This window comes from Noviherbaspirillum sp. (genome assembly GCF_035254685.1).
GTDB lineage: Bacteria > Pseudomonadota > Gammaproteobacteria > Burkholderiales > Burkholderiaceae_D > Noviherbaspirillum.
On sequence record NZ_DATFAI010000018.1, the window covers coordinates 15169 to 35231 of the forward strand.

Below are 20063 nucleotides of genomic sequence, written 5' to 3' on the forward strand. Positions count from 1 at the left end.
ACCGGGATTATACCGCGACACCGGGGCATGGCAGCTTGTCAATGCGTCGGCAGGATTACTTGTGCGTACGGTGCGGAAACGCGTTTCCATGGCCTGCCCACTTCATGCAAGCCGGTTCGATATGCTATTGTTCCGCTGCCCATTTCCTCACCATCGTCCCGAGCATGACACCTCTTGCCAACCGCTCCATCACCGCGCTTGCGGAACAACCGCGCACAGTCTTGCTGGAAGCCTGCCTGGCCGAAGCGGAAAAGTCCCGGTCGGTGTTCACAACGCTGTATCCTGAAGCAGCACGCGCAACCGCGGCATATGCCGATGCCATTCGTGCTGCACAACTTGACGTGCCGCCGTTGGCCGGCCTGCCGGTCTCGGTCAAGGACCTGTTCGATATTGGAGGCGAAACCACGCTTGCCGGTTCAACAGTGCTCAAGGGGGCGCCGCCGGCAAAGGCTGATGCACCGGCCGTCAGGCGGCTACGCATGGCCGGTGCGGCCATCATCGGCAAGAGCAACATGACCGAATTCGCCTTTTCCGGCGTCGGTATCAATCCGCACTACGGCACGCCAGCCAATCCTGCAGATGCCACGCTGGCCCGCATTCCAGGCGGTTCCTCCTCGGGCGCCGCGGTATCGGTCGCAGCGGGCATGTGCGTGGCCGCACTCGGCTCGGATACCGGCGGCTCGATCCGTATCCCGGCAGCGTTATGCGGTATCGTCGGATTCAAGCCGACCGCGCGGCGCGTGCCGACGGCCGGCGCCTTGCCGCTGTCGACGACTCTAGACACCGTCTGCGCAATGGCGCGCTCGGTGGACGACTGCATCCTGGTCGATGGCATCATCGCCGACCAGTCCCTGTCGATCCCGGACCTGCCTCTGGCCGGACTGCGCCTGGGCGTTCCGGACACGACTGTCCTCGACAACCTCGACCCGCATGTTGCTGCATCATTCTCGGCTGCCCTCACGCGCCTGTCTGCTGCCGGCGCCAGTGTCATCGACGCAAGCTTCACGCCGCTCGCCGAGGCCGCCGCGCTGAACAGATTTTCCCCGGCCGAAGCATTCGCATGGCACCGCACCCTGCTCGCCGATCGCGAAGCGGAGTACGATTTCCGCGTCGCCAAGCGCATCAAGCTCGGATCCGGCCTGAGCGCCGCCGACTACATCGATCTGCATGCGAAACGACGCGACTGGATCGCACGCATGGAAACCGCACTTGCACCGTACGATGCGATCATCATGCCGACCGTGCCGCTGGTGGCGCCGCCGATTGCCGACCTGGAAGCATCCGAGGATGCTTTCTTCAAAGCGAATGGCCTCTTGCTGCGCAATCCGTCCACGATCAATCTGCTTGATGGCTGCGCCGTATCCCTGCCCTGCCACGCGTCCGGCACGCTGCCGGTCGGCCTGATGGTTGCCGGGCCGGCAATGTCGGATGCAAGGATTCTTGCCGTTGCGCGCGCAATCGAGCACACTCTGCACGCGGCTTGACCGAATCACCACATCGCACGATCGATGCCCCTCGACTGGAAGACAATGCAGTACTTGCACGCACTTGCGACACGCCCCTTTCATTCTCTCCTGCTAACGCTTGCCATCGTATTTGTCGCCACAACGGCGCGCGCAGAACCGGCATGCGATCGCAGCACGCCGATCGACGCAAAATGCGAAATCTCCCTGTCTGCGCTTCATCCGACTCAGCCTGCCATCGGACTGATTCCGGTCGAAGAAAGAGTCGGCCATTTCAAGCCGGTGACGGACTTCGTCAAGTACACCAGCAAACGGCCGGTTCCAGTGGTACAGGGACCTGACGGCACGTTCTATCTGACGGACAGCCATCACCTGGTCAGCGTATTGTTGCGCGTCGGCGCTGACAAGGTCATGGCGCAGGTCATCGGACGGCTCGACGATCCCGCAAACTTCTGGCAGGAGATGCAGGCAAGGCACTGGGTCTATCTGTTCGACTCCAAGGGCAATTCCATCCCACCCTCCGCGCTTCCCGTACGGATCGACGAGCTTGCCGATGATCCTTATCGTGCGCTCGCCACCTATGCCGAGACGGCCGGCTATTTCAGACGAACCGATGCCTATTTCATGGAGTTCGAATGGGCGCGCTACTTCGGCATGCAGATGGGTTGGCAACCCATCAAACGTCTGAATCTGCTCTCCGCGCTGCAGGCAGCGGAACGCCTCGCCTGCAAGCCCGAGGCAAAAGATCTGCCGGGATATGCCGGCCCGTGCCAATCGGGCAATAACGGCATGCATCCTGTGCCTGCGAACTGAGGCCGGTGTTGTGCGGAAGATGCGTTCGGTACAGAAGCGCATCGGAAATCCCCCGACTTCCCACCGAGAAATTAAAATGATGCCCTCGAACTAGAAATATATCCGGCTGTCTATGTTTCCCTGTACAAAGGAAAACGAGGCCGCCGAGGCTCCGGCAGATCCTCTCGTTCACGGCACATCGCGTGCTGCAATGGCGTTCCAAAAGTAATCAGGTAAAGAAGTGACACAAAAACAAGTGGCTGTAATCGGCGGCGGCGTGGTTGGCGTCTGCACGGCATATTTTCTCGCCGCCGCGGGGCATGAGGTTTCCGTCATCGAGCGTCACCAGAACGTCGCGCAGGAAGCCAGCTTCGCCAATGCCGGCGTCATCGCATCCGGCTTCGCCACACCGTGGGCCCCGCCGGGCGTGCCCGCGAAAATGCTGTCGTATCTGTTCGGATCGGAAGCACCAGTGATGCTGAAGCCGACATTCGACCGTGCCCTGTGGCGCTGGGTACGCCGTTGGATGAATGAATCGGAGCTGGACCGTTATCGCATCAACAGGGACAGGATCCATCGCATCGTCTTCTACAGCCGCGACATCCTGCGTCAGTTGCGCGACTACTATCAACTGGAGTACGAGCAGACCCAGGGCGTTCTGCAGCTGTTCCGCACCGAGAAGGACATGAAGTCGGCCGAACCAGCCATCGCGCTCCTGGCGGAAAGCGACGTTCCCCACCAGCTGCTCGACGCCGACGGCGCGCGCGCCATCGAGCCGGCCCTCGCGCCGCACACGGCATTGGCAGGCGGTCTCTACATGCCGCAGGATGAGGCAGGCAATTGCCCGCTCTTTGCTAAGCGCATGAAGCAGATCGCTAGCTCGATCGGCGTGCAGTTCCACTTTGCCAGCGAAGTCCAGGCAATCGAGCCGGAAAGCCGCGGCGTCGGCCTCCAGATCGACGACAAGAAATTCAGCGCCGATGCGATCGTGCTTGCAGCTGGCGCGGACAGCGTTCCATTGCTCAAGGCACTCGGCATCCACCTGCCGCTTTATCCGGTGAAGGGCTACTCGGCGACCGCGTTGATCAAGAATTTCGACCAGGCGCCGCAAGCCGCACTGCTCGACGAAGCCTACAAAGTGGCCATCACGCGCATGGGGAACAGGATCCGCGTGTCCGGCACGGCGGATTTCGCTTCGCGCGAGTCCGAACTTCTCGACCGCGCAATCCGAACGCTCGTCAAGGTCGGCTACGACTGGTTCCCCGATGCGGCCAACTATGCCAATGCCACCTTCTGGAGCGGCGCCAGCTCAATGCTGCCCGACGGCCCGCCCCTGCTCGGCGCCACGCCGATCCGCAACGTCTTCGTCAATATCGGCCACGGTTCCTCGGGATGGGCAATGGCGGCCGGTTCGGGCAAGGTCGTTGCTGACATCGTTTCGGGCTATGCTCCAGAGATCGACATGGATGGCCTGACCATGACACGTTATGGATAAACTGGATTGCGTCATTATCGGCGCGGGCGTCGTCGGCCTGGCCATGGCGCGAAGGTTCGCCATGGCTGGACACGAAGTCGTCGTCATCGAAAAACATCCCGCGATCGGCATGGAAACGAGCTCGCGCAACAGCGAGGTGATCCATGCCGGCATTTACTACCCGACCGGCAGTCTCAAGGCACGGCTGTGCGTAGCCGGCCGCGGCGCGCTATACGACTACTGCAACGAACGCGGCATTCCGCATCGCCGCTGCGGAAAGCTGATCGTGGCAACGTCGGATGCGCAAGCACCGCGGCTTGCCGCCATTCATGCGCAGGCACATGCGAATGGCTGCACAGAAGTCGTTGCGCTCTCCGGTGAGGAGGCGAGGCAGATCGAGCCCGATCTCTCCTGTGTCGCGGCCTTGTCTTCGCCCAATACCGGAATCATCGACAGCCATGCCTACATGCTCGCATTGCAAGGCGATGCGGAAAACGCAGGCGCTGTGTTTGCGTTCGGCAGCGAGGTCGCATCGGGCAACGCCGGTAGCGATGGTGTCGTGTTGCAGGTCAGCGCAGTCGACGGCGCGCAGTCGGAACTGCATGCGAACATCGTCATCAACTGCGGCGGTCTGTGGGCACCCGATCTTGCTCGCCGCATCGAGGGATTGCAGCAGGACAGCATTCCCATAGCCCATTTTGCCAAGGGCAATTACTACGCCCTGGCGGGCAAAGCGCCGTTTTCACGGCTGGTGTATCCCGTGCCGGAATCTGGCGGACTCGGTGTGCACCTCACGCTGGATCTCGGCGGACAGGCACGCTTCGGTCCAGACGTGGAATGGATCGAACCCGTCGACGGCAATATCGATTACGCGGTCGATCCGGGCCGCGCAGACCGCTTTTACCGCGAGATAAGGGCCTACTGGCCTGCCCTGCCGGACGCATCCTTGCAGCCCGCCTACGCCGGCGTGCGCCCGAAGATCAGCGCGCCCGGCGCGCCTGCAGCAGACTTTCTGTTCACTTCGCACGGCAATCCGCATTACCTCGGCCTGTATGGCATTGAATCGCCTGGACTGACGGCGTCTTTAGCCATTGCGGATCACGCGGCAAGCCTTATTTCTCGCCCATAAAAAAAGCACGCCGGGTTTCCCCGGCGTGCCTTCAGTTTTTCTTCGGAACGACGATCAGCCTGCGACCAGGAAATCGATCACGATTTCGCCGGGTTCGCGCTGCACGTAAGAAATCTGTACGCGCTGACCGAAGTAGCCATTGATCTGCGCCAGCAGGGGCAGCGGATCATGGTCATTGCAGAAGCGCATGGTCTCACCGGGCTGCAAGGCCTCGAGCGCGCCAAAAATCGCAGCGTGACGGAAACGTTTTGCGATGCCGCGCGCATCAAACGGATAAATGCCTTCGGAAACCGTCGGACGGGAACAATCATGTGCCATGTAAAACTCTCCTGTGAGTAAAGTAAATTTGCCGAAGGAGCATTTGCTCCTTCGGCGTTGTTGAAATCAAGCCCTGAACGCGCGCGTTACAGGAATCGTCTGGCCTGCAGCACGCTTGCCCTTCAAGAGGCGCAGTGCGAACAGCAGGAGGAACACCGTACCTGCGGCGAACACGATATCGCCAGGCACACGCAGCCACACCAGCGTTTCCATCAGTGGCGAGTGCACCACTTCCGGCGAACGCGCATACCACATGCCGCGTGAAATGCTTGCCCATGCCTGGTAGATGCCAGCCGGCGTCAGCGAGATAAACACCATCATCGCCAGGCCGATATTGAGCAGCCAGAAGGCAGGCTTGAGCAGGTTGTCAGCCCATGCTGCGCGCTCGGACATGCCGCGCAGACAGAACAGCATCAGGCCGATGCCGAGCATGCCATAGACGCCGAACAGCGCTGCATGGCCATGGCTTGCTGTCAGATTCAGGCCTTGCACGTAGTACAGGGAAATCGGCGGATTGATCGCGAAGCCAAGCAAACCCGCGCCGACGGTGTTCCAGAAGCCCACCGCAATAAAGCAGAGGATCGACCACTTGTAGGATTGCACCCACGGCGCGACCTTAGAGCGCTTGTAGTTGTGGAAGCCTTCCACGCCCATCATGGCCAGTGGCACGACTTCCAGCGCCGAGAACATGGCACCCAGCGCGATAACCGAGGTCGGCGTGCCGGTGAAGTACAGGTGGTGCAAAGTGCCTAGGATGCCGCCGAACAGAAACACGATGGTTTCCAGCACGATCGCGGTGTTCGCGGTTGCGGCACGGATCAGGCCAAGGCGCGAGAACAGCAGCGCAATGACAGCGGTCGCGAACACTTCAAAGAAGCCTTCCACCCAGAGGTGAACCAGCCACCAGCGCCAGTACTCGATGATCGAGTAATGGGTATGCGGGCCCCACGTCAGCGAAGTCGTATAGAACAGACCGATGCACGTCGCCGACAGAAACACCATCGACACCAGGCCGCGACTTTCCGACGGTCGCTTCAGTGCCGGCATCAGTGCGCGGCCCATCAGGAACAGCCAGATCATCAGGCCGACGAACAGCAGGATCTGCCACACGCGCCCCATGCTGGTAAATTCAAGGCCTTGGTTGCCGACCCAGAAGCTGAATTGAGTGCCGGCGTGCTGCAGGCTACCGAGCCAGCCGGTCACGGTCGAGCCGACCACGATGAAGATCAGCGCCCAGAACAGCACATCGACGCCAAGCTTCTGGTATTTCGGCTCGTGACCGGACAGCGCTGGCGAAATGTACAGGCCGGTCGCCAGCCACGCGGTGGCAATCCACAGCACTGCGAATTGCGTGTGGATCGTGCGGCTGATCTTGTACGGGAGGATGTCGGCCAGCGGAATGCCGAAAAAGCTGGTGCCTTCCACGGAATAGTGCGCGGTGATCGCACCCATCGCGACTTGCGCCATGATCAGGCCGATCACCACAAAGAAATACTTCTTGGTTGCCTTCATGGAGGGCGTCGGCTTCAGGTCGAACAGCGGATCGGCCTTGGGCGGTGTCGGATCGTCTTCTTCCTTCCTGGCGGTGTGGAACAGCACCATGCCCGCAATGGCGGCGATCAGAAGTATCACGGAAGCGACGGACCAGATGCCAGTGCCGGCCGTCGGCGTATTGCCGACCAGCGGCTCATGCGGCCAGTTGCTCGTATAGCTGAGGTGCTCCTCGCCCGGACGATCGGTGGCAGCCGACCAGGACGACCAGAAGAAGAACGCTGCCAGTGCCTCACGATCAGCCGTATCCGGAAGGGATCCGGCCGTCATCGCATACTGCTCGCGCAGCTTGTCCAGCGACTGCTCATCGCCGAACAGGCCGATGTAGTGCTGAGCAACCTGCTCGATGGCAGCTGCACGTTCCGGCGAAACGGTGATCGTACCGGTTTTCGCATCATAAGTATTGCGACGCATTTCCTCCTGGAGCAGACCAGTCAGTTGCGCCTGTTGCGGAGCATTCAGTTGCTCGAACGATTTGCCGAAATCATGCTTCGCTCGGATTTCACGCAGAGCCACTGCTTCGCGATGCAGCCAGTCTGCGGACCAGTCCGGTGCCACATAACTGCCATGCCCCCAGACGGAGCCAAGCTGCTGGCCCCCAGCGTTGAGCCATGCCTGCTGGCCCCGGTCAACCTGCCCCTCGTTGAAAAGGATCTTACCGTTCGTACCAACGACTTGTTTGGGAATTGGCGGGGCCGTCACATAAATCTCTGTTCCGACCCATCCGAGTACTGCAAAGGAAAGGACACAGATGATGCCTAGCCAGGTCCAGAGTTTCTTTGATGCATGCATGGCAACAATTCTCCTGGAGGTTAGTTTTCAAAAAGTGAGTGGGAATCGCATTTAAGATTCATTTTAAATCCATCTTTTAATCGATGCAAACGAAATGTATGTTTTCGCGCGACTCCCCTCCCAATACCCTTCGACGAGACGTCACCGGATGGCATAAAATCAAGCCAGATATGCAATTGAACTTACCCCTCCTATCGACAGCCTTCGCGCCCAGGCCATGACCTCTCCAACAGCGCTCTACCCGGTAGCGGAAATCCGCAACATCGAACTGACTGCGATGGCTGCGCTTCCACCCGGAACACTCATGCAGAAAGCTGGAAGCGCAGCCGCCCGCTTGGCTGCAAGCCTGATTCCCGAGCCCCGCCGGGCCGCATCGGTCCTGGTGCTTGTCGGCCCTGGCAACAACGGTGGCGACGCGCTGGAAGTCGCACATCTTCTTGCTCAAGCGGGCATGGAGGTGGTGGCCCTGCTCTGCGTACCTGGCGCGACCCACAGCCCTGACGCTCAACAAGCGATGGAGCGCGCAAGGCAAAGCGCCGTGCAGTTTGGCGATCCGGTTGTCGCGACCGTTAAGCAGTCAGAATGGAGTCTCGTGGTGGATGGTCTTTTCGGCATCGGTCTGGCTCGGCCGATCACGGGCGAATTGCGCATGGTGGTGGAAGCCGTGAATGGCCTTGCCTGTCCCGTGCTCGCACTGGATGTGCCGAGCGGACTCGATGCCGACACGGGCAACATTGTCGGTGAGGGTGGTATCGCCGTGTATGCCAGCCACACCATCACCTTCATCGCCGACAAACCGGGCCTGCATACGCTCTATGGGCGCGACTATGCGGGTGAGGTGCACGTGGCAGACCTGGATATCGAGCACAGTCACGTCCCCGGATCGCATATTCACCTGAACAGTATCGCCGCGTTCTCTGCCTTTCTGCGTCCGCGGGCGCACAATTCCCACAAGGGCAGCTTTGGCGACGTGATCATCATCGGCGGCGCACATGGCATGTCCGGCGCGCCCATCCTAGCTGCCCGCGCCGCAGCGAAATGCGGTGCAGGTCGTGTATTCGCTGCTTTCCTCGACGAACCGCCAGCCTACGACAGCATGCAACCGGAGCTGATGTGCCGCGCGGCGAGTGAGATGGATCTCTCATCCTCAACGCTTGTTGCGGGCCCCGGACTCGGCACCTCACGCGAAGCGCATGACATGCTGGCAAAGGCGCTACATAGCCGCCAGCAGCTTGTACTGGACGCCGATGCGCTGAATCTCGTTGCTACCGAACCGGGCCTGCAGCAGATCCTCTCGCAGCGCGAGGCACCAAGCCTGATGACGCCGCACCCGCTGGAAGCCGCGCGACTGCTGCAAGTGTCAACAAAGGAAATCCAGGCAGATCGTCTGTCCGCTGCACGCCTGCTGGCACTGCAATTCAACGCGACGGTCATCCTGAAAGGTTCAGGCAGCATCATCGCAAAAGCCGATGGCGAAATCATGATCAACCCTACCGGCAACCCCGCACTCGCCACAGCAGGCACCGGCGATGTCCTTGCCGGCATCTGTGGGGCACTACTCGCGCAGCACTTCCCCGCATGGAATGCTGCACTCGCGGCGTGCTGGCTGCATGGGGAAGCCGCCGATATCCTCGTCAGTGAAGGCATCGGCCCAATCGGAATGACGGCTGGCGAATTGATTCCTTGTGTACGCACGATCCTGAACCAGCTCGTCGGGCAGCACACGCGGCCTCACTAGCCTCCGTCTCGGCGTGACCGCAATCTGTGCAAGGGGAACAAAAATTCGTGACGCCGGTAATCAGCGCAAGCATCAACCGCGCAAGACCTGAACATCGACACTGAATTTCCTGCTGTCAGATCAGTCGGCCGGCAGCAATCGTGATAATGCGGCGGCAACGCGCGGCAATCGTTGGATCATGGGTGACCAGCACAAGGGTTGATCCCCGCTCCTCGTTCAATTCAAACATGAGCTTTATCACCGACTCCCCTGTCGCCGCATCAAGGCTTCCAGTCGGTTCGTCGGCGAAGAGAAGCGGTGGAGCCGTGACAAAGGCCCGGGCCAGCGCCACGCGCTGCTGTTCTCCGCCGGACAGGAATTTCGGATAATGACGCAACCGGGTCAACAGGCCGACCCGCCCGAGCATTGCTTCCGCTTTTTCCCTCGCGCGCTCGTCGCGCCGGAGTTCCAGCGGCAGCATCACGTTCTCCAGAGCTGTCAAATGCGCCAGCAACTGGAAAGACTGGAACACAAACCCGAGCTTGGCTTGCCGCAGCCCAGCCCTTTGATCCTCATTCAGCGCAAAGATATCGACGCCATCGAGCCTGACGGTTCCTTCCGAAGGAATATCCAATCCTGCGAGCAGCCCAAGCAACGTCGATTTGCCGGAACCCGATGCGCCCACGATGGCCAGCGTCTCACCCCTCTGCACTGTAAAATCGATAGCACTCAATATTGTCAACTCACCAGTCACGTCCGCAACGCGTTTGCTCAAGTGGACGACCTCGATTGCGGCAGGAAGTGAGGAAGGATCAGGCATGCAGAATGTTTTTGGGAAATACGAAAAAGTGAAGCGCTTCTTCCAAACGTTGCTGGTGTCATGGCTCGCGTTGTATGCAACGTGCGCCTATTCTGCATCAAAAACCGTGCTTGTGCTCGGCGACAGCCTCTCCGCGGAATATGGTATTGCGCGGGGCGCAGGATGGGTCGCTCTGCTGGAGAAACGGCTTCGGTCGGAGAAGATCAATGCCGTGATCGTAAACGCCAGCATCAGCGGCGAGACAACCAGCGGCGGCAAGGCTCGGCTGCCCGCATTGCTCGGTCAGCACCATCCGGATATCGTCATCATCGAACTGGGCGGCAATGACGGCTTGCGAGGATTACCAATTGCAGTGACGGAGGCGAACCTGCGCATCATGATTCATGAGTCAAAACAATCGAAAGCAAAGGTCCTACTGGTCGGGATGCAGATTCCACCGAATTACGGCCGTGAATACGCCGAACGGTTTGCAGGCATGTACCAGAAACTCGCGCAAGAAACAAAGACAACACTTGCCCCCTTCCTGCTCGAAGGCATTGCAGACTCACCGCGCCTGCTTCAGGCCGACCGGATCCATCCGTTAGCCAACGCTCAGCCGCTCATGCTTGACAACATCTGGCCGCGGCTGGCACCCCTGCTAGGCGCGACGCGATGAGATGGACCGCCGCCCCATCTGCACAAGAACGTCCGCTGAGCTGTGCTGACGCAAATCTAAAACCATCAAATAGTATTCCCGCAGAGGTCGGACTGAAACAAAAAAAAGCCGCTCAAGGAGCGGCTTTTTAACTGTGCCTGATGCAAACTACTTCGTCTCATTCGCATCCGCTTCGGATTTCTCAGCGACAGGTTTCGTGATCTGCACCTTCGCCTTCTTCTTCAACACCTCAAGGTAAGCTAGCATCTCCTGCTGTGCCAGGGCATTGGCAACCTGCTGCTGCTCCGCCTGACGGCGCGCCGTATCAGGCGTCGCGGGCTGGCCAACCTTGTTGATACGATATACCGCATAGCCTTGGCCCGGCACTTCCACACCGGCAAACGCTGGCAGCTTGGAGACATCTGCCTTCATCACTGATCCGAGCTCTGCGCCACTCATGCCTGCATTTTTGACGCGGGATACCGTCTTCGCTTCGGAGAAACCGCCAGTCTCGCCACCGGATTTCAGTGCGGCGAGTTTCTCTTCGCCGGCCTTCTTCGCGAGCTTCTCGGCCTCAGCCTGCATCACGCGGTCACGAATGACGTTTTTGACTTCATCGAATGGCCGCTTGGCCACCGGCTTGTATTCGATTACATGTCCCGCAATCAGCGTATTCGGTGCGACCTCGATGGCATCCGTATTGCGTTTGTTCTTGATTGCGTCGTCCGAAAACAGCGCTGTCAGAAACTTCGGCTGATTGAACGGCGCATTCTGCGGCAGTGCAGGGCTCGGGGTGCGCGTGAGCCCGCCGATCGTTTCGATCTTCAGCTTCAGCTTGTCCGCCACCGGTTTCAAGCTCTCGGACTGCTCATAGACGGTATTGGTGAATTGTTCGGCCATCTCGGCAAATTTCTTTGCTGCCAGCTGCTTCTTGATATCTGCCGCGATCTGCGCTTTCACTTCATCGAAACTCTTGGCCTTTGCCGGTTTGATCGCCGTCAGCTGGATGATGTGGTATCCGAAATCGGTCTGGACCAGGTCGCTGATTTCACCTGGCTTGAGCTTGAATGCCACATCCTCGAACGGTTTGACCATCATGCCCCGGCTGAAGAAGTCCAGATCGCCGCCACGTTCGGCCGAGCCCGGGTCCTGCGAATATTCCTTCGCCAGCTTGGCAAAATCGTTCGGATTCTTTCGCACCTGCGCGAGAATTTTTTCAGCCTTTTCCTTCGCTGCCGCCTTCTCCGCCGCGGAAGCGTTCTTGTCTACCTTGATCAGGATGTGGCTGGCGCGACGCTGCTCTTCTTCGGAGTAACGTTTCGCATTCTGTTCATAGTAGGACTGGATATCCGCATCACTGACGCTGATCTGCGAGGCCACTACATCGTTGTTCAGCAGAACGTATTCAGCCTTGACCTGCTCGGGAATCTCGAACTGCCGTCCGTTCTTCTCGTAGTAGTCCTTGAGCATGTCATCGGTGACCTTGACCTGCGATACGTAGCCGGAAGTCTTGAACAGCAACTCCTGTACCTCACGCTCCTGGTCGTTGAGATCGGAAAGGCGACCAGCAACGGTCTTCGGCGCAAAAGCAGTGCCCTGGACGGCATTGTTGACCTGCTGCAGCGTCAATTCCTGGCGCAAACGCGCTTCATACATTGCCGGCGTCATGCCTTGTGCCGCGAGTAGCGATTTGTAGCGCTCGACATCGAACTTGCCATCCGCGCCCGTCATCCCTGGAATGTTGAGAATCGTTTGTTGCAGGGTCTGATCGCTCACGGAAAGACGCTCGTGGGCTGCTTCCGCAGCAAGGACACGTTGCGCAATCAGTCCATCAAGGATGTTCTTTCGCGCTTCAGGCGTATCGAGCATCTTGGAGTCGAACTGTCCGCCGAACATCTGCCGGAAACGTTCCATCTGCTCGCGCTGCGCGGCATCGAACTCCTGTTTCGTGATCGACTGCCCCGCGACCTTGGCCACTGAGTCCTCGCCTCCGCGAAACCGTGAATAGCCCTCGATACCGAAGAATGCAAATGAAGGCATGATTAACAGCATCAGCAGGAATTGCATCAAGCGCTGGTGCGTGCGGATAAATTCAAACATGGTCTACCACAGGTTCACAGATAGGAAAACACAGTTTCGACGCAATCCAACCTGCTTCGCAAGTTGTGAAGCGTCAGCTGCAACCGATGCAAAAGCGTCACTGCATATGAAAAAAGGCGAACTCACGTTCGCCTTTTTCGTTTTTTGGCGGAGTGGACGGGACTCGAACCCGCGACCCCCGGCGTGACAGGCCGGTATTCTAACCGACTGAACTACCACTCCCGAAACTTCTGCTACAAAAGCCTGGCTGCTTTGGTGGGTGCTGAGAGGCTCGAACTCCCGACCTACGCCTTGTAAGGGCGCCGCTCTACCAACTGAGCTAAGCACCCCGTTCACACTTAGTCAGCCAAACTTCTCGGACGTTTGTCACCACGCCCTGAAAAAACAAAATTATATAGCATCTTTTATCGCGATGCACTAACTAATCATTAGTTGACGGCATCCTTGAGCGCTTTGCCCGGACGGAACTTCGGCACCTTGGCTGCCTTGATCTTGATTGCATCGCCAGTGCGGGGATTGCGGCCAGTGCGTGCTGCGCGCTTGCCAACAGAGAAAGTGCCAAAACCCACAAGGGTCACACTTCCATTCTTCTTCAACGTGGTCTTCACTGCACCAATCAGCGCATCAAGCGCACGCGTTGCTGCTGCTTTGGAAATGTCCGCTGATCCGGCAATGTGATCAATTAGTTCGGTCTTATTCACTGACGCCCCCTCAAAAAAGTTGGATTCTGCGGTGCCTGCTTATCGCTTTTTTTGGTGGCGCAAGCAACACAAAATGCAGATAAGAAATTTTCTGCAGCCCGTATTAAACAAGTCGCAAAGCCTTGTGTCAAGCGGTTTCCCGGGCGGTTGGCTGTTCGCAATCAACTTTTACGAGGAATCGCCAAGCATCTGTTTTACGGCCGTGCAGAAATAAAAAAAGCGCTCCGAAGAGCGCTTTTGCGGAGGTCATTCAGTCAGTGTTTCACGACGTTCGGATCAGTCTGTCCGGCTGTCTGGGCGACTGTCGATTCGACAGGCGCCTCAACTTCGGTCAGCGGGGTCGGCTGCCGCTCCAATGCGACTTCCAGTACCTTGTCAATCCAGCGAACCGGAATGATCTCGAGCTTGTTCTTGACGTTGTCAGGAATATCCGCGAGGTCTTTTACGTTCTGCTCTGGAATCAGAGCAGTCTTGATGCCGCCGCGATGCGCCGCCAGCAGCTTTTCTTTCAAGCCTCCGATCGGGAGCACTTCGCCACGCAGGGTAATCTCACCCGTCATCGCAACATCCGCACGCACTGGAATACCCGTCAGCACCGAGACCAGTGCCGTCGTCATGGCAATGCCTGCAGACGGCCCGTCTTTCGGCGTTGCGCCTTCCGGTACGTGGATGTGGATGTCACTCTTGCTGAACAGTTCGCTCTTGATGCCGAGACGCTTGGCACGGCTGCGCACCACGGTGCGTGCCGCTTCAATCGACTCCTTCATCACATCGCCCAGCGTGCCGGTGCGGATAATATCGCCCTTGCCCGGCATCGTCATGGCCTCGATCGTCAGCAGGTCACCGCCGACTTCAGTCCACGCAAGCCCGACAACCTGCCCGACCTGGTTCTCTTTCTCGGCCATGCCGAAATCGTAACGGCGCACACCAAGGAACTTGTCGAGGTTCTTCGACGTCACGGTGATCTTGCGTTCCTTGTCCTGCTTCTTCAGCAAGAGCATCTTCACAACCTTGCGGCAGATCTTCGAGATCTCGCGCTCAAGCGAACGCACGCCGGCCTCACGCGTGTAGTAGCGGATGATGTCACGGATTGCCGATTCCGATACCGTGATTTCGTCTTCCTTCAGGCCATTGTTGGTGATCTGCTTCGGCAGCAGGTAACGCTGCGCGATGTTGGTCTTTTCGTCTTCCGTATAACCAGACAGGCGAATGACTTCCATGCGGTCCAGCAGAGCCGGCGGAATGTTGTACGAGTTCGAGGTGGCGACGAACATCACATCGGACAAGTCAAAATCGACCTCCACGTAATGATCCGAGAAAGTGTGGTTCTGTTCCGGATCGAGCACTTCCAGCAACGCCGACGCCGGATCGCCGCGAAAATCCTGTCCAAGCTTGTCCACTTCGTCGAGAAGAAACAATGGATTGCGCACGCCGGTCTTCGCGAGGCTTTGCAGGATCTTGCCCGGCATGGAGCCGATATAAGTCCGGCGATGGCCGCGGATTTCGGCCTCGTCGCGTACACCACCTAAAGCCATGCGCACGAACTTGCGATTCGTGGCACGTGCAATGGACTGGCCCAGCGAAGTCTTGCCGACACCCGGCGGACCGACGAGGCAAAGGATCGGCGCCTTCACCTTGTCTACCCGTTGTTGCACGGCGAGATATTCGAGGATGCGTTCTTTTACCTTCTCCAGGCCGTAGTGATCGCTCTCCAGCACCTTCTCTGCATTGGTCAGATCATTGTTGATCTTCGACTTCTTCCGCCACGGAAGGCTCAGCAGTGTGTCGATGTAGTTGCGTACAACGGTTGCCTCGGCCGACATCGGCGACATCAGCTTCAGCTTCTTCAATTCGGACTGAGCCTTTTCGCGTGCCTCCTTCGGCATGCGTGCGGCGACAATTTTCTTCTCAAGTTCTTCGAGGTCCGCGCCCTCTTCGCCTTCACCGAGTTCCTTCTGGATCGCTTTGACCTGTTCGTTCAGGTAATACTCGCGCTGCGATTTCTCCATCTGGCGCTTGACACGGCCGCGAATGCGCTTCTCGACCTGCAGAATGTCGAGTTCCGCTTCGAGTTGGCCTAGCAGGTGCTCATGGCGCTTCGCGACGTTGAAGATCTCAAGGATGATCTGTTTTTGCTCAAGCTTCAAAGGCAGGTGCGCTGCTATGGTGTCGGCTAGGCGGCCTGCGTCATCAATACCCGCAAGCGATGTAAGAATCTCCGGCGGGATCTTCTTGTTCAGTTTGACGTATTGATCGAACTGCTGGACGATAGCGCGGCGCATTGCCTCCACTTCCGATTCGTCGCCCGGCTCCGATTCGATCGGAGTCAGGTCTGCGACAAAATGCGTTTCCAGTTCGCTGATGTGATGAATGCGCGCCCGCTGTGCGCCTTCCACCAGGACCTTGACGGTGCCATCAGGCAGCTTCAGCATTTGCAGGATATTGGCGACGCAACCGATTTCATAAATGTCGTCTGCCGACGGTTCGTCCTTGGCAGCTGCCTTTTGCGCGGCGAGCATGATGCTTTTACCTTGTTCCATCGCTGCCTCGAGTGCCTTGATCGACTTGGGGCGGCCAACGAAAAGCGGGATCACCATATGCGGGAAGACAACAACGTCCCGCAACGGCAAAAGCGGCAGTTGGGTGTGTTCAGTTAGTGTTGTAGAAGTCGTCATGGCGAACCTTATCTAATAGCTTGTTAATGATGTAGGCATGGCAGCCTAAAACTCAAGTCCAAGCAGCAACAAAAATCACTCCTCCTCAAAGTGCGTAATAAAAAAAGCCACACACGAAGTCGCCCTCGGGTGGCTTTGCAATGGTTACCTGAAGTGATTCCTGTGTTTCAAATTGTACTGCGTTTAGGAAAAGATCGGGCTCATAACCATAGTCGTAAAACGTTTCTGGTGCTTCATGCGACGGCCATCTGTGCCATGCCCGCCACGTTGAATCAAGCCAATTATTTGGCTCCAGACACTTTTGGCTGCTCGTGATAAATCAACAGGGGTTTTGCTCCATTGAAGATCGTGTTTTCGTCAATCACTACCTTCGCAACGTTTTGCTGGCTCGGCAACTCGAACATCACCTCGAGAAGGGCATGCTCAAGGATGGAGCGCAACCCACGCGCACCCGTCTTGCGCTCAAGCGCTTTCTTCGCGATCGCGTGCAATGCTGCGGGTCGAACCTCCAGCTCCGCGCCTTCCATCTGCAGCAGCTTCGCATACTGCTTGATCAGGGCATTCTTGGGCTCAAGCAATATTTGGATTAAAGCTTCCTCGTTTAGTTCACTCAAGGTAGCCACGACCGGCAAGCGGCCGACCAATTCCGGAATCAGGCCGAACTTGATCAGGTCTTCAGGCTCGGCATCCAGCAGCATTTCGCTCGCGTTCCGCTCGCTCTGACTCTTGACGCTGGCCGAAAAACCAATGCCGCTCTTCTCGGAACGATTGGAAATGATCTTGGCGAGCCCGTCGAATGCGCCGCCGCAGATGAACATGATGTTCGTGGTGTCGATCTGCACGAAATCCTGGTTGGGATGCTTGCGACCACCCTGAGGCGGAACCGACGCCATCGTGCCTTCGATCAGTTTCAGCAAGGCCTGCTGCACCCCTTCACCGGAGACGTCGCGCGTGATGGACGGGTTATCCGACTTGCGCGAAATCTTGTCGATCTCATCGATGTAGACAATGCCTTTCTGCGCCTTTTCGACTTCGTAGTTGCAGTTTTGCAGGAGCTTCTGGATGATGTTCTCGACGTCCTCGCCCACGTAGCCCGCCTCGGTCAACGTCGTGGCATCTGCAATGACGAACGGCACGTTGAGCATGCGCGCAAGCGTCTGTGCCAGCAAGGTCTTGCCTGAACCCGTCGGGCCGATTAACAGGATATTGCTCTTCGCCAATTCCACATCATCTTTCTTGCCGAGATGCTTCAACCGTTTGTAATGGTTATACACGGCAACCGACAGGATACGCTTGGCTGTCTCCTGGCCGATCACGTACTGACCGAGCAGCTCAAAGATCTCCTGTGGTGTCGGAAGGTCGGACTTTGGTCCGGCGACCGACTCGATGCTGGATGCCTCGTCGCGAATGATGTCATTGCACAGGTCGATGCACTCGTCGCAAATGAAAACAGAAGGGCCCGCGATGAGTTTCTTTACCTCGTGCTGGCTCTTACCGCAGAAGGAGCAGTAAAGCAATTTTTCGCCGCTGGAGGATTTTTTGTCAGACATAGAGCAATGTGTGGGTGGAGATTGAATCGATATTACCTGCGAATTCCGAATTCGTCACGACGCCGCTCAATAATCTGAGCAAACTGACAAAAATCCGTCGCCATAAAAAACAAAACGCCCGAACGAGCCTGCGTCCGGGCGTTTTCCGTTTGGACAGCCCTCTTAGACGCGGGTGGTCAGCACCTTGTCAATCATGCCATATTCCGCCGCTTCCGCGGCTGACATGAAATTATCTCTGTCTGTATCCTTGCTGATTTGTTCCACGGATTTACCCGTTTTTTCAGCAAGAATATGATTCAGGCGATCGCGCAGGTACAGAATCTCGCGTGCCTGAATCTCGATGTCTGCCGCCTGCCCCTGGGCGCCGCCCAGCGGCTGGTGGATCATGATACGGGAATTCGGCAAGGAGAAACGCTTGCCCTTCGCCCCCGCAGCCAGCAGGAAAGCGCCCATCGATGCGGCCAGGCCCGTACACAAGGTGGACACGTCCGGCTTGATGAACTGCATGGTGTCGTAGATCGCCATGCCGGCAGAAACCGAGCCCCCCGGTGAGTTGATATACAGCGAAATGTCCTTGTCCGGATTTTCGCTTTCCAGGAACAGCAGTTGTGCAACGATCAGGTTCGCAGTCTGGTCGGTGACCGGTCCGACCAGGAAAATGACACGTTCTTTCAGGAGGCGCGAGTAGATATCGTATGCACGCTCGCCACGGCCGCTCTGTTCAATCACAACCGGCACCATACCGAGCATTTCGGTCTCAAGCGCTGAATTTTTCATCATGCGTGACATGTGCTTTCCTTATGGAGTGCGCGACAGGCGATCAGGATGATCAGGCCTGCGCGGTGTTGCCCATCAATTCATCGAATGCGACCGGCTTCTCGGTCACCTTGGCCTTGCCAAGCACGTAGTTAACGACGTTTTCTTCCAAAACAAGTGCTTCCACTTCAGCCAGTCGGCGGCGATCGCTGTAATAGAACTTGATTACCTGCTGAGGATCTTCATAGCTTTGCGCAAATTCATCGACTTGTGCCTTGACTTGGTCCGCAGTTGCTTCCAGCTTGTTGGTCTTCACCACTTCAGCCAGGATCAGGCCGAGGCGAACGCGGCGCTCTGCCTGTGCAGTAAACAGTTCCGGCGGGAACGGCATGTCGTTCACCTTCATGCCGCGCTGCGCCATGTCATGGCGAGCCATTTCGATCAGGCGCTGCACATCCTGGTCGACCAGTGCCTTCGGCACATCCAACTCCGAAGCCGTGATCAGAGCGTTCATCACGCTGTCCTTGGTCTTGGCTTTGACGCGGCTGTTAACTTCGCGTTCAAGGTTGAGCTTGATGTCATCGCGCATTTTCTGCAGCTCGCCGTCGGCGATGCCGAGCGACTTTGCAAATTCAGCGTCGACTTCCGGCAGGTGCGCCCATTCGATCTTCTTCATGGTGATCGTGAATTCGGCAGTCTTGCCGGCCACATCCTTGCCATGGTAATCGGCGGGGAAATTCAGCGGGAAGGTCTTGGATTCGCCGACCTTCAGGCCAAGAGCGGCATTTTCGAACTCTGGAAGCATGCGGCCTTCACCCAGGACAAAGGCGTAGTCTTCCGCCTTGCCACCCTGGAATTCGACACCATCGATCTTGCCAACGAAATCGACCGTGACGCGATCGCCGTTTTGCGCAGACTGCTCAGCACCGCCGTCGCCGTGCGCGCCCTGCTCGCCCTTTGTGTGATAGTGCACGCGCTGCTTGCGCAGGATATCGATGGTCTTGTCGATTTCCGCATCAGTCACCTGGCCAGTAACTTTGTCGACTTCAACCTGGGACAGGTCACCGATCTTCACTTCCGGGTAAACTTCAAAGGTTGCGTCGAATGAAACCACGCCTTCAGCAACGCTTTCTCCAGACTTCGGCTCGATCTTCGGATACCCGGCGACCTTCAGGTTGTTTTCACTCGCAGCGTCACTGAATGCGCGACCAACCTTGTCGTTCAACACCTCGGTCTCAACCTGGTAGCCATACTGTTGGGCGACCATCTTCATCGGCACCTTGCCGGGGCGGAAGCCCGGGGCCTTTGCGGTGCGGGCGCGAACCTTCAAGCGCTTTTCAACTTCTGCCTGTACATCCGCCAGCGGCACGGTGATAGTGATGCGGCGCTCGAGTTTGTCCAAAGTTTCGACTGCAGTTGCCATGTGAATCGTCCAAAAAATTAACTATCTTGTGGTGCGAGGAGGGGGACTCGAACCCCCACACCATTGCTGGCGTCAGGACCTAAACCTGGTGCGTCTACCAATTTCGCCATCCTCGCCGGGATTGGTATTGATCATGCACAAAAGCAAAGGGCGACCATGAAGTGAAAA

At 57.8% G+C, this 20063-nt stretch carries 15 protein-coding genes and 3 tRNA genes; 6 read left to right on the plus strand and 12 right to left on the minus strand.

The window, feature by feature from the left end:
• Positions 1-164 precede the first annotated feature (164 nt).
• From VJ698_RS05350 to VJ698_RS05365, 4 genes are all read left to right on the plus strand, one after another.
• On the plus strand, positions 165-1484 hold the full coding sequence (locus VJ698_RS05350) for an amidase (protein WP_324101683.1): 1320 nt from the start codon (positions 165-167) through the stop codon (positions 1482-1484).
• Positions 1485-1529: 45 nt separating this feature from the next.
• Positions 1530-2276, plus strand: a complete 747-nt coding sequence (locus VJ698_RS05355) for a ParB-like protein (RefSeq protein ID WP_324101684.1) — start codon at positions 1530-1532, stop codon at positions 2274-2276.
• 220 nt (positions 2277-2496) lie between these two features.
• Positions 2497-3750 (plus strand): D-amino acid dehydrogenase, encoded by a 1254-nt coding sequence (locus VJ698_RS05360; RefSeq protein WP_324101685.1) that lies wholly within the window; start codon positions 2497-2499, stop codon positions 3748-3750.
• A complete protein-coding gene (locus VJ698_RS05365) occupies positions 3743-4858 on the plus strand; it encodes an NAD(P)/FAD-dependent oxidoreductase (protein WP_324101686.1) in 1116 nt (371 codons plus the stop codon). Before VJ698_RS05360 ends, VJ698_RS05365 begins: the two co-directional genes overlap by 8 nt.
• 54 nt (positions 4859-4912) lie before the next feature.
• On the opposite strand, the gene VJ698_RS05370 is transcribed toward VJ698_RS05365, so the two are convergent.
• Together VJ698_RS05370 and VJ698_RS05375 are read right to left on the minus strand one after the other, a co-directional pair.
• On the minus strand, positions 4913-5176 hold the full coding sequence (locus VJ698_RS05370; RefSeq protein WP_324101687.1) for a DUF2249 domain-containing protein: 264 nt from the start codon (positions 5174-5176) through the stop codon (positions 4913-4915).
• A gap of 66 nt (positions 5177-5242) precedes the next feature.
• A complete protein-coding gene (locus VJ698_RS05375) occupies positions 5243-7519 on the minus strand; it encodes a nitric-oxide reductase large subunit (RefSeq protein WP_324101688.1) in 2277 nt (758 codons plus the stop codon).
• A gap of 217 nt (positions 7520-7736) precedes the next feature.
• Here VJ698_RS05375 and VJ698_RS05380 point away from each other — a divergent pair, with 217 nt between their 5' ends.
• Complete coding sequence (locus VJ698_RS05380) at positions 7737-9257, plus strand: NAD(P)H-hydrate dehydratase (RefSeq protein WP_324101689.1); 1521 nt, start codon at positions 7737-7739, stop codon at positions 9255-9257.
• A gap of 115 nt (positions 9258-9372) precedes the next feature.
• Here VJ698_RS05380 and VJ698_RS05385 read toward each other — a convergent pair whose 3' ends face one another.
• Complete coding sequence (locus tag VJ698_RS05385; protein ID WP_324101690.1) at positions 9373-10056, minus strand: ABC transporter ATP-binding protein; 684 nt, start codon at positions 10054-10056, stop codon at positions 9373-9375.
• On the opposite strand from VJ698_RS05385, the gene VJ698_RS05390 reads away from it, so the two are divergent.
• Positions 10055-10711, plus strand: coding sequence for an arylesterase (locus VJ698_RS05390; protein ID WP_324101691.1), 657 nt, complete (start codon positions 10055-10057; stop codon positions 10709-10711). The genes VJ698_RS05385 and VJ698_RS05390 overlap by 2 nt on opposite strands.
• Positions 10712-10858: 147 nt before the next feature.
• Here VJ698_RS05390 and VJ698_RS05395 read toward each other — a convergent pair whose 3' ends face one another.
• The 9 genes from VJ698_RS05395 to VJ698_RS05435 all read right to left on the minus strand — a co-directional run bounded on the left by VJ698_RS05395 (position 10859) and on the right by VJ698_RS05435 (position 20011).
• The gene (locus VJ698_RS05395; protein WP_324101692.1) at positions 10859-12790 is read right to left on the minus strand and encodes a SurA N-terminal domain-containing protein; all 1932 of its coding nucleotides are present in this window, start codon (positions 12788-12790) and stop codon (positions 10859-10861) included.
• A 145-nt stretch (positions 12791-12935) separates the two neighbouring features.
• A tRNA-Asp gene (locus VJ698_RS05400) sits at positions 12936-13012 on the minus strand.
• A gap of 31 nt (positions 13013-13043) precedes the next feature.
• Positions 13044-13119, minus strand: a tRNA-Val gene (locus VJ698_RS05405).
• 99 nt (positions 13120-13218) lie between these two features.
• Positions 13219-13491: an HU family DNA-binding protein gene (locus VJ698_RS05410; protein WP_324101693.1), complete on the minus strand. Its 273-nt coding sequence runs from the start codon at positions 13489-13491 to the stop codon at positions 13219-13221.
• A gap of 254 nt (positions 13492-13745) precedes the next feature.
• A complete protein-coding gene (lon, locus tag VJ698_RS05415; protein WP_324101694.1) occupies positions 13746-16166 on the minus strand; it encodes an endopeptidase La in 2421 nt (806 codons plus the stop codon).
• A 281-nt stretch (positions 16167-16447) separates the two neighbouring features.
• Positions 16448-17716 carry an ATP-dependent Clp protease ATP-binding subunit ClpX gene (gene clpX, locus VJ698_RS05420; RefSeq protein ID WP_324101695.1) on the minus strand — a complete coding sequence of 423 codons (1269 nt, stop codon included), beginning with the start codon at positions 17714-17716 and terminating at the stop codon, positions 16448-16450.
• 162 nt (positions 17717-17878) lie between these two features.
• Complete coding sequence (gene clpP, locus VJ698_RS05425) at positions 17879-18505, minus strand: ATP-dependent Clp endopeptidase proteolytic subunit ClpP (protein ID WP_324101696.1); 627 nt, start codon at positions 18503-18505, stop codon at positions 17879-17881.
• Between the two features lie 40 nt (positions 18506-18545).
• The gene (tig, locus tag VJ698_RS05430; protein ID WP_324101697.1) at positions 18546-19895 is read right to left on the minus strand and encodes a trigger factor; all 1350 of its coding nucleotides are present in this window, start codon (positions 19893-19895) and stop codon (positions 18546-18548) included.
• A 29-nt stretch (positions 19896-19924) separates the two neighbouring features.
• Positions 19925-20011: transfer RNA gene (locus VJ698_RS05435), tRNA-Leu, on the minus strand.
• Positions 20012-20063 lie beyond the last annotated feature (52 nt).

Excerpts from the sequence above, each read along its gene's own strand:
- VJ698_RS05390 (WP_324101691.1), top strand. The coding sequence starts at position 10,055 with ATGCAGAATGTTTTTGGGAAATACGAAAAAGTGAAGCGCTTCTTCCAA.
- VJ698_RS05370 (WP_324101687.1), bottom strand. The coding sequence starts at position 5,176 with ATGGCACATGATTGTTCCCGTCCGACGGTTTCCGAAGGCATTTATCCG.
- VJ698_RS05355 (WP_324101684.1), top strand. The coding sequence starts at position 1,530 with ATGCAGTACTTGCACGCACTTGCGACACGCCCCTTTCATTCTCTCCTG.
- VJ698_RS05380 (WP_324101689.1), top strand. The coding sequence starts at position 7,737 with ATGACCTCTCCAACAGCGCTCTACCCGGTAGCGGAAATCCGCAACATC.
- tig (WP_324101697.1), bottom strand. The coding sequence starts at position 19,895 with ATGGCAACTGCAGTCGAAACTTTGGACAAACTCGAGCGCCGCATCACT.
- lon (WP_324101694.1), bottom strand. The coding sequence starts at position 16,166 with ATGACGACTTCTACAACACTAACTGAACACACCCAACTGCCGCTTTTG.
- VJ698_RS05375 (WP_324101688.1), bottom strand. The coding sequence starts at position 7,519 with ATGCATGCATCAAAGAAACTCTGGACCTGGCTAGGCATCATCTGTGTC.
- VJ698_RS05350 (WP_324101683.1), top strand. The coding sequence starts at position 165 with ATGACACCTCTTGCCAACCGCTCCATCACCGCGCTTGCGGAACAACCG.
- clpX (WP_324101695.1), bottom strand. The coding sequence starts at position 17,716 with ATGTCTGACAAAAAATCCTCCAGCGGCGAAAAATTGCTTTACTGCTCC.
- VJ698_RS05395 (WP_324101692.1), bottom strand. The coding sequence starts at position 12,790 with ATGTTTGAATTTATCCGCACGCACCAGCGCTTGATGCAATTCCTGCTG.
- VJ698_RS05385 (WP_324101690.1), bottom strand. The coding sequence starts at position 10,056 with ATGCCTGATCCTTCCTCACTTCCTGCCGCAATCGAGGTCGTCCACTTG.
- clpP (WP_324101696.1), bottom strand. The coding sequence starts at position 18,505 with ATGTCACGCATGATGAAAAATTCAGCGCTTGAGACCGAAATGCTCGGT.
- VJ698_RS05365 (WP_324101686.1), top strand. The coding sequence starts at position 3,743 with ATGGATAAACTGGATTGCGTCATTATCGGCGCGGGCGTCGTCGGCCTG.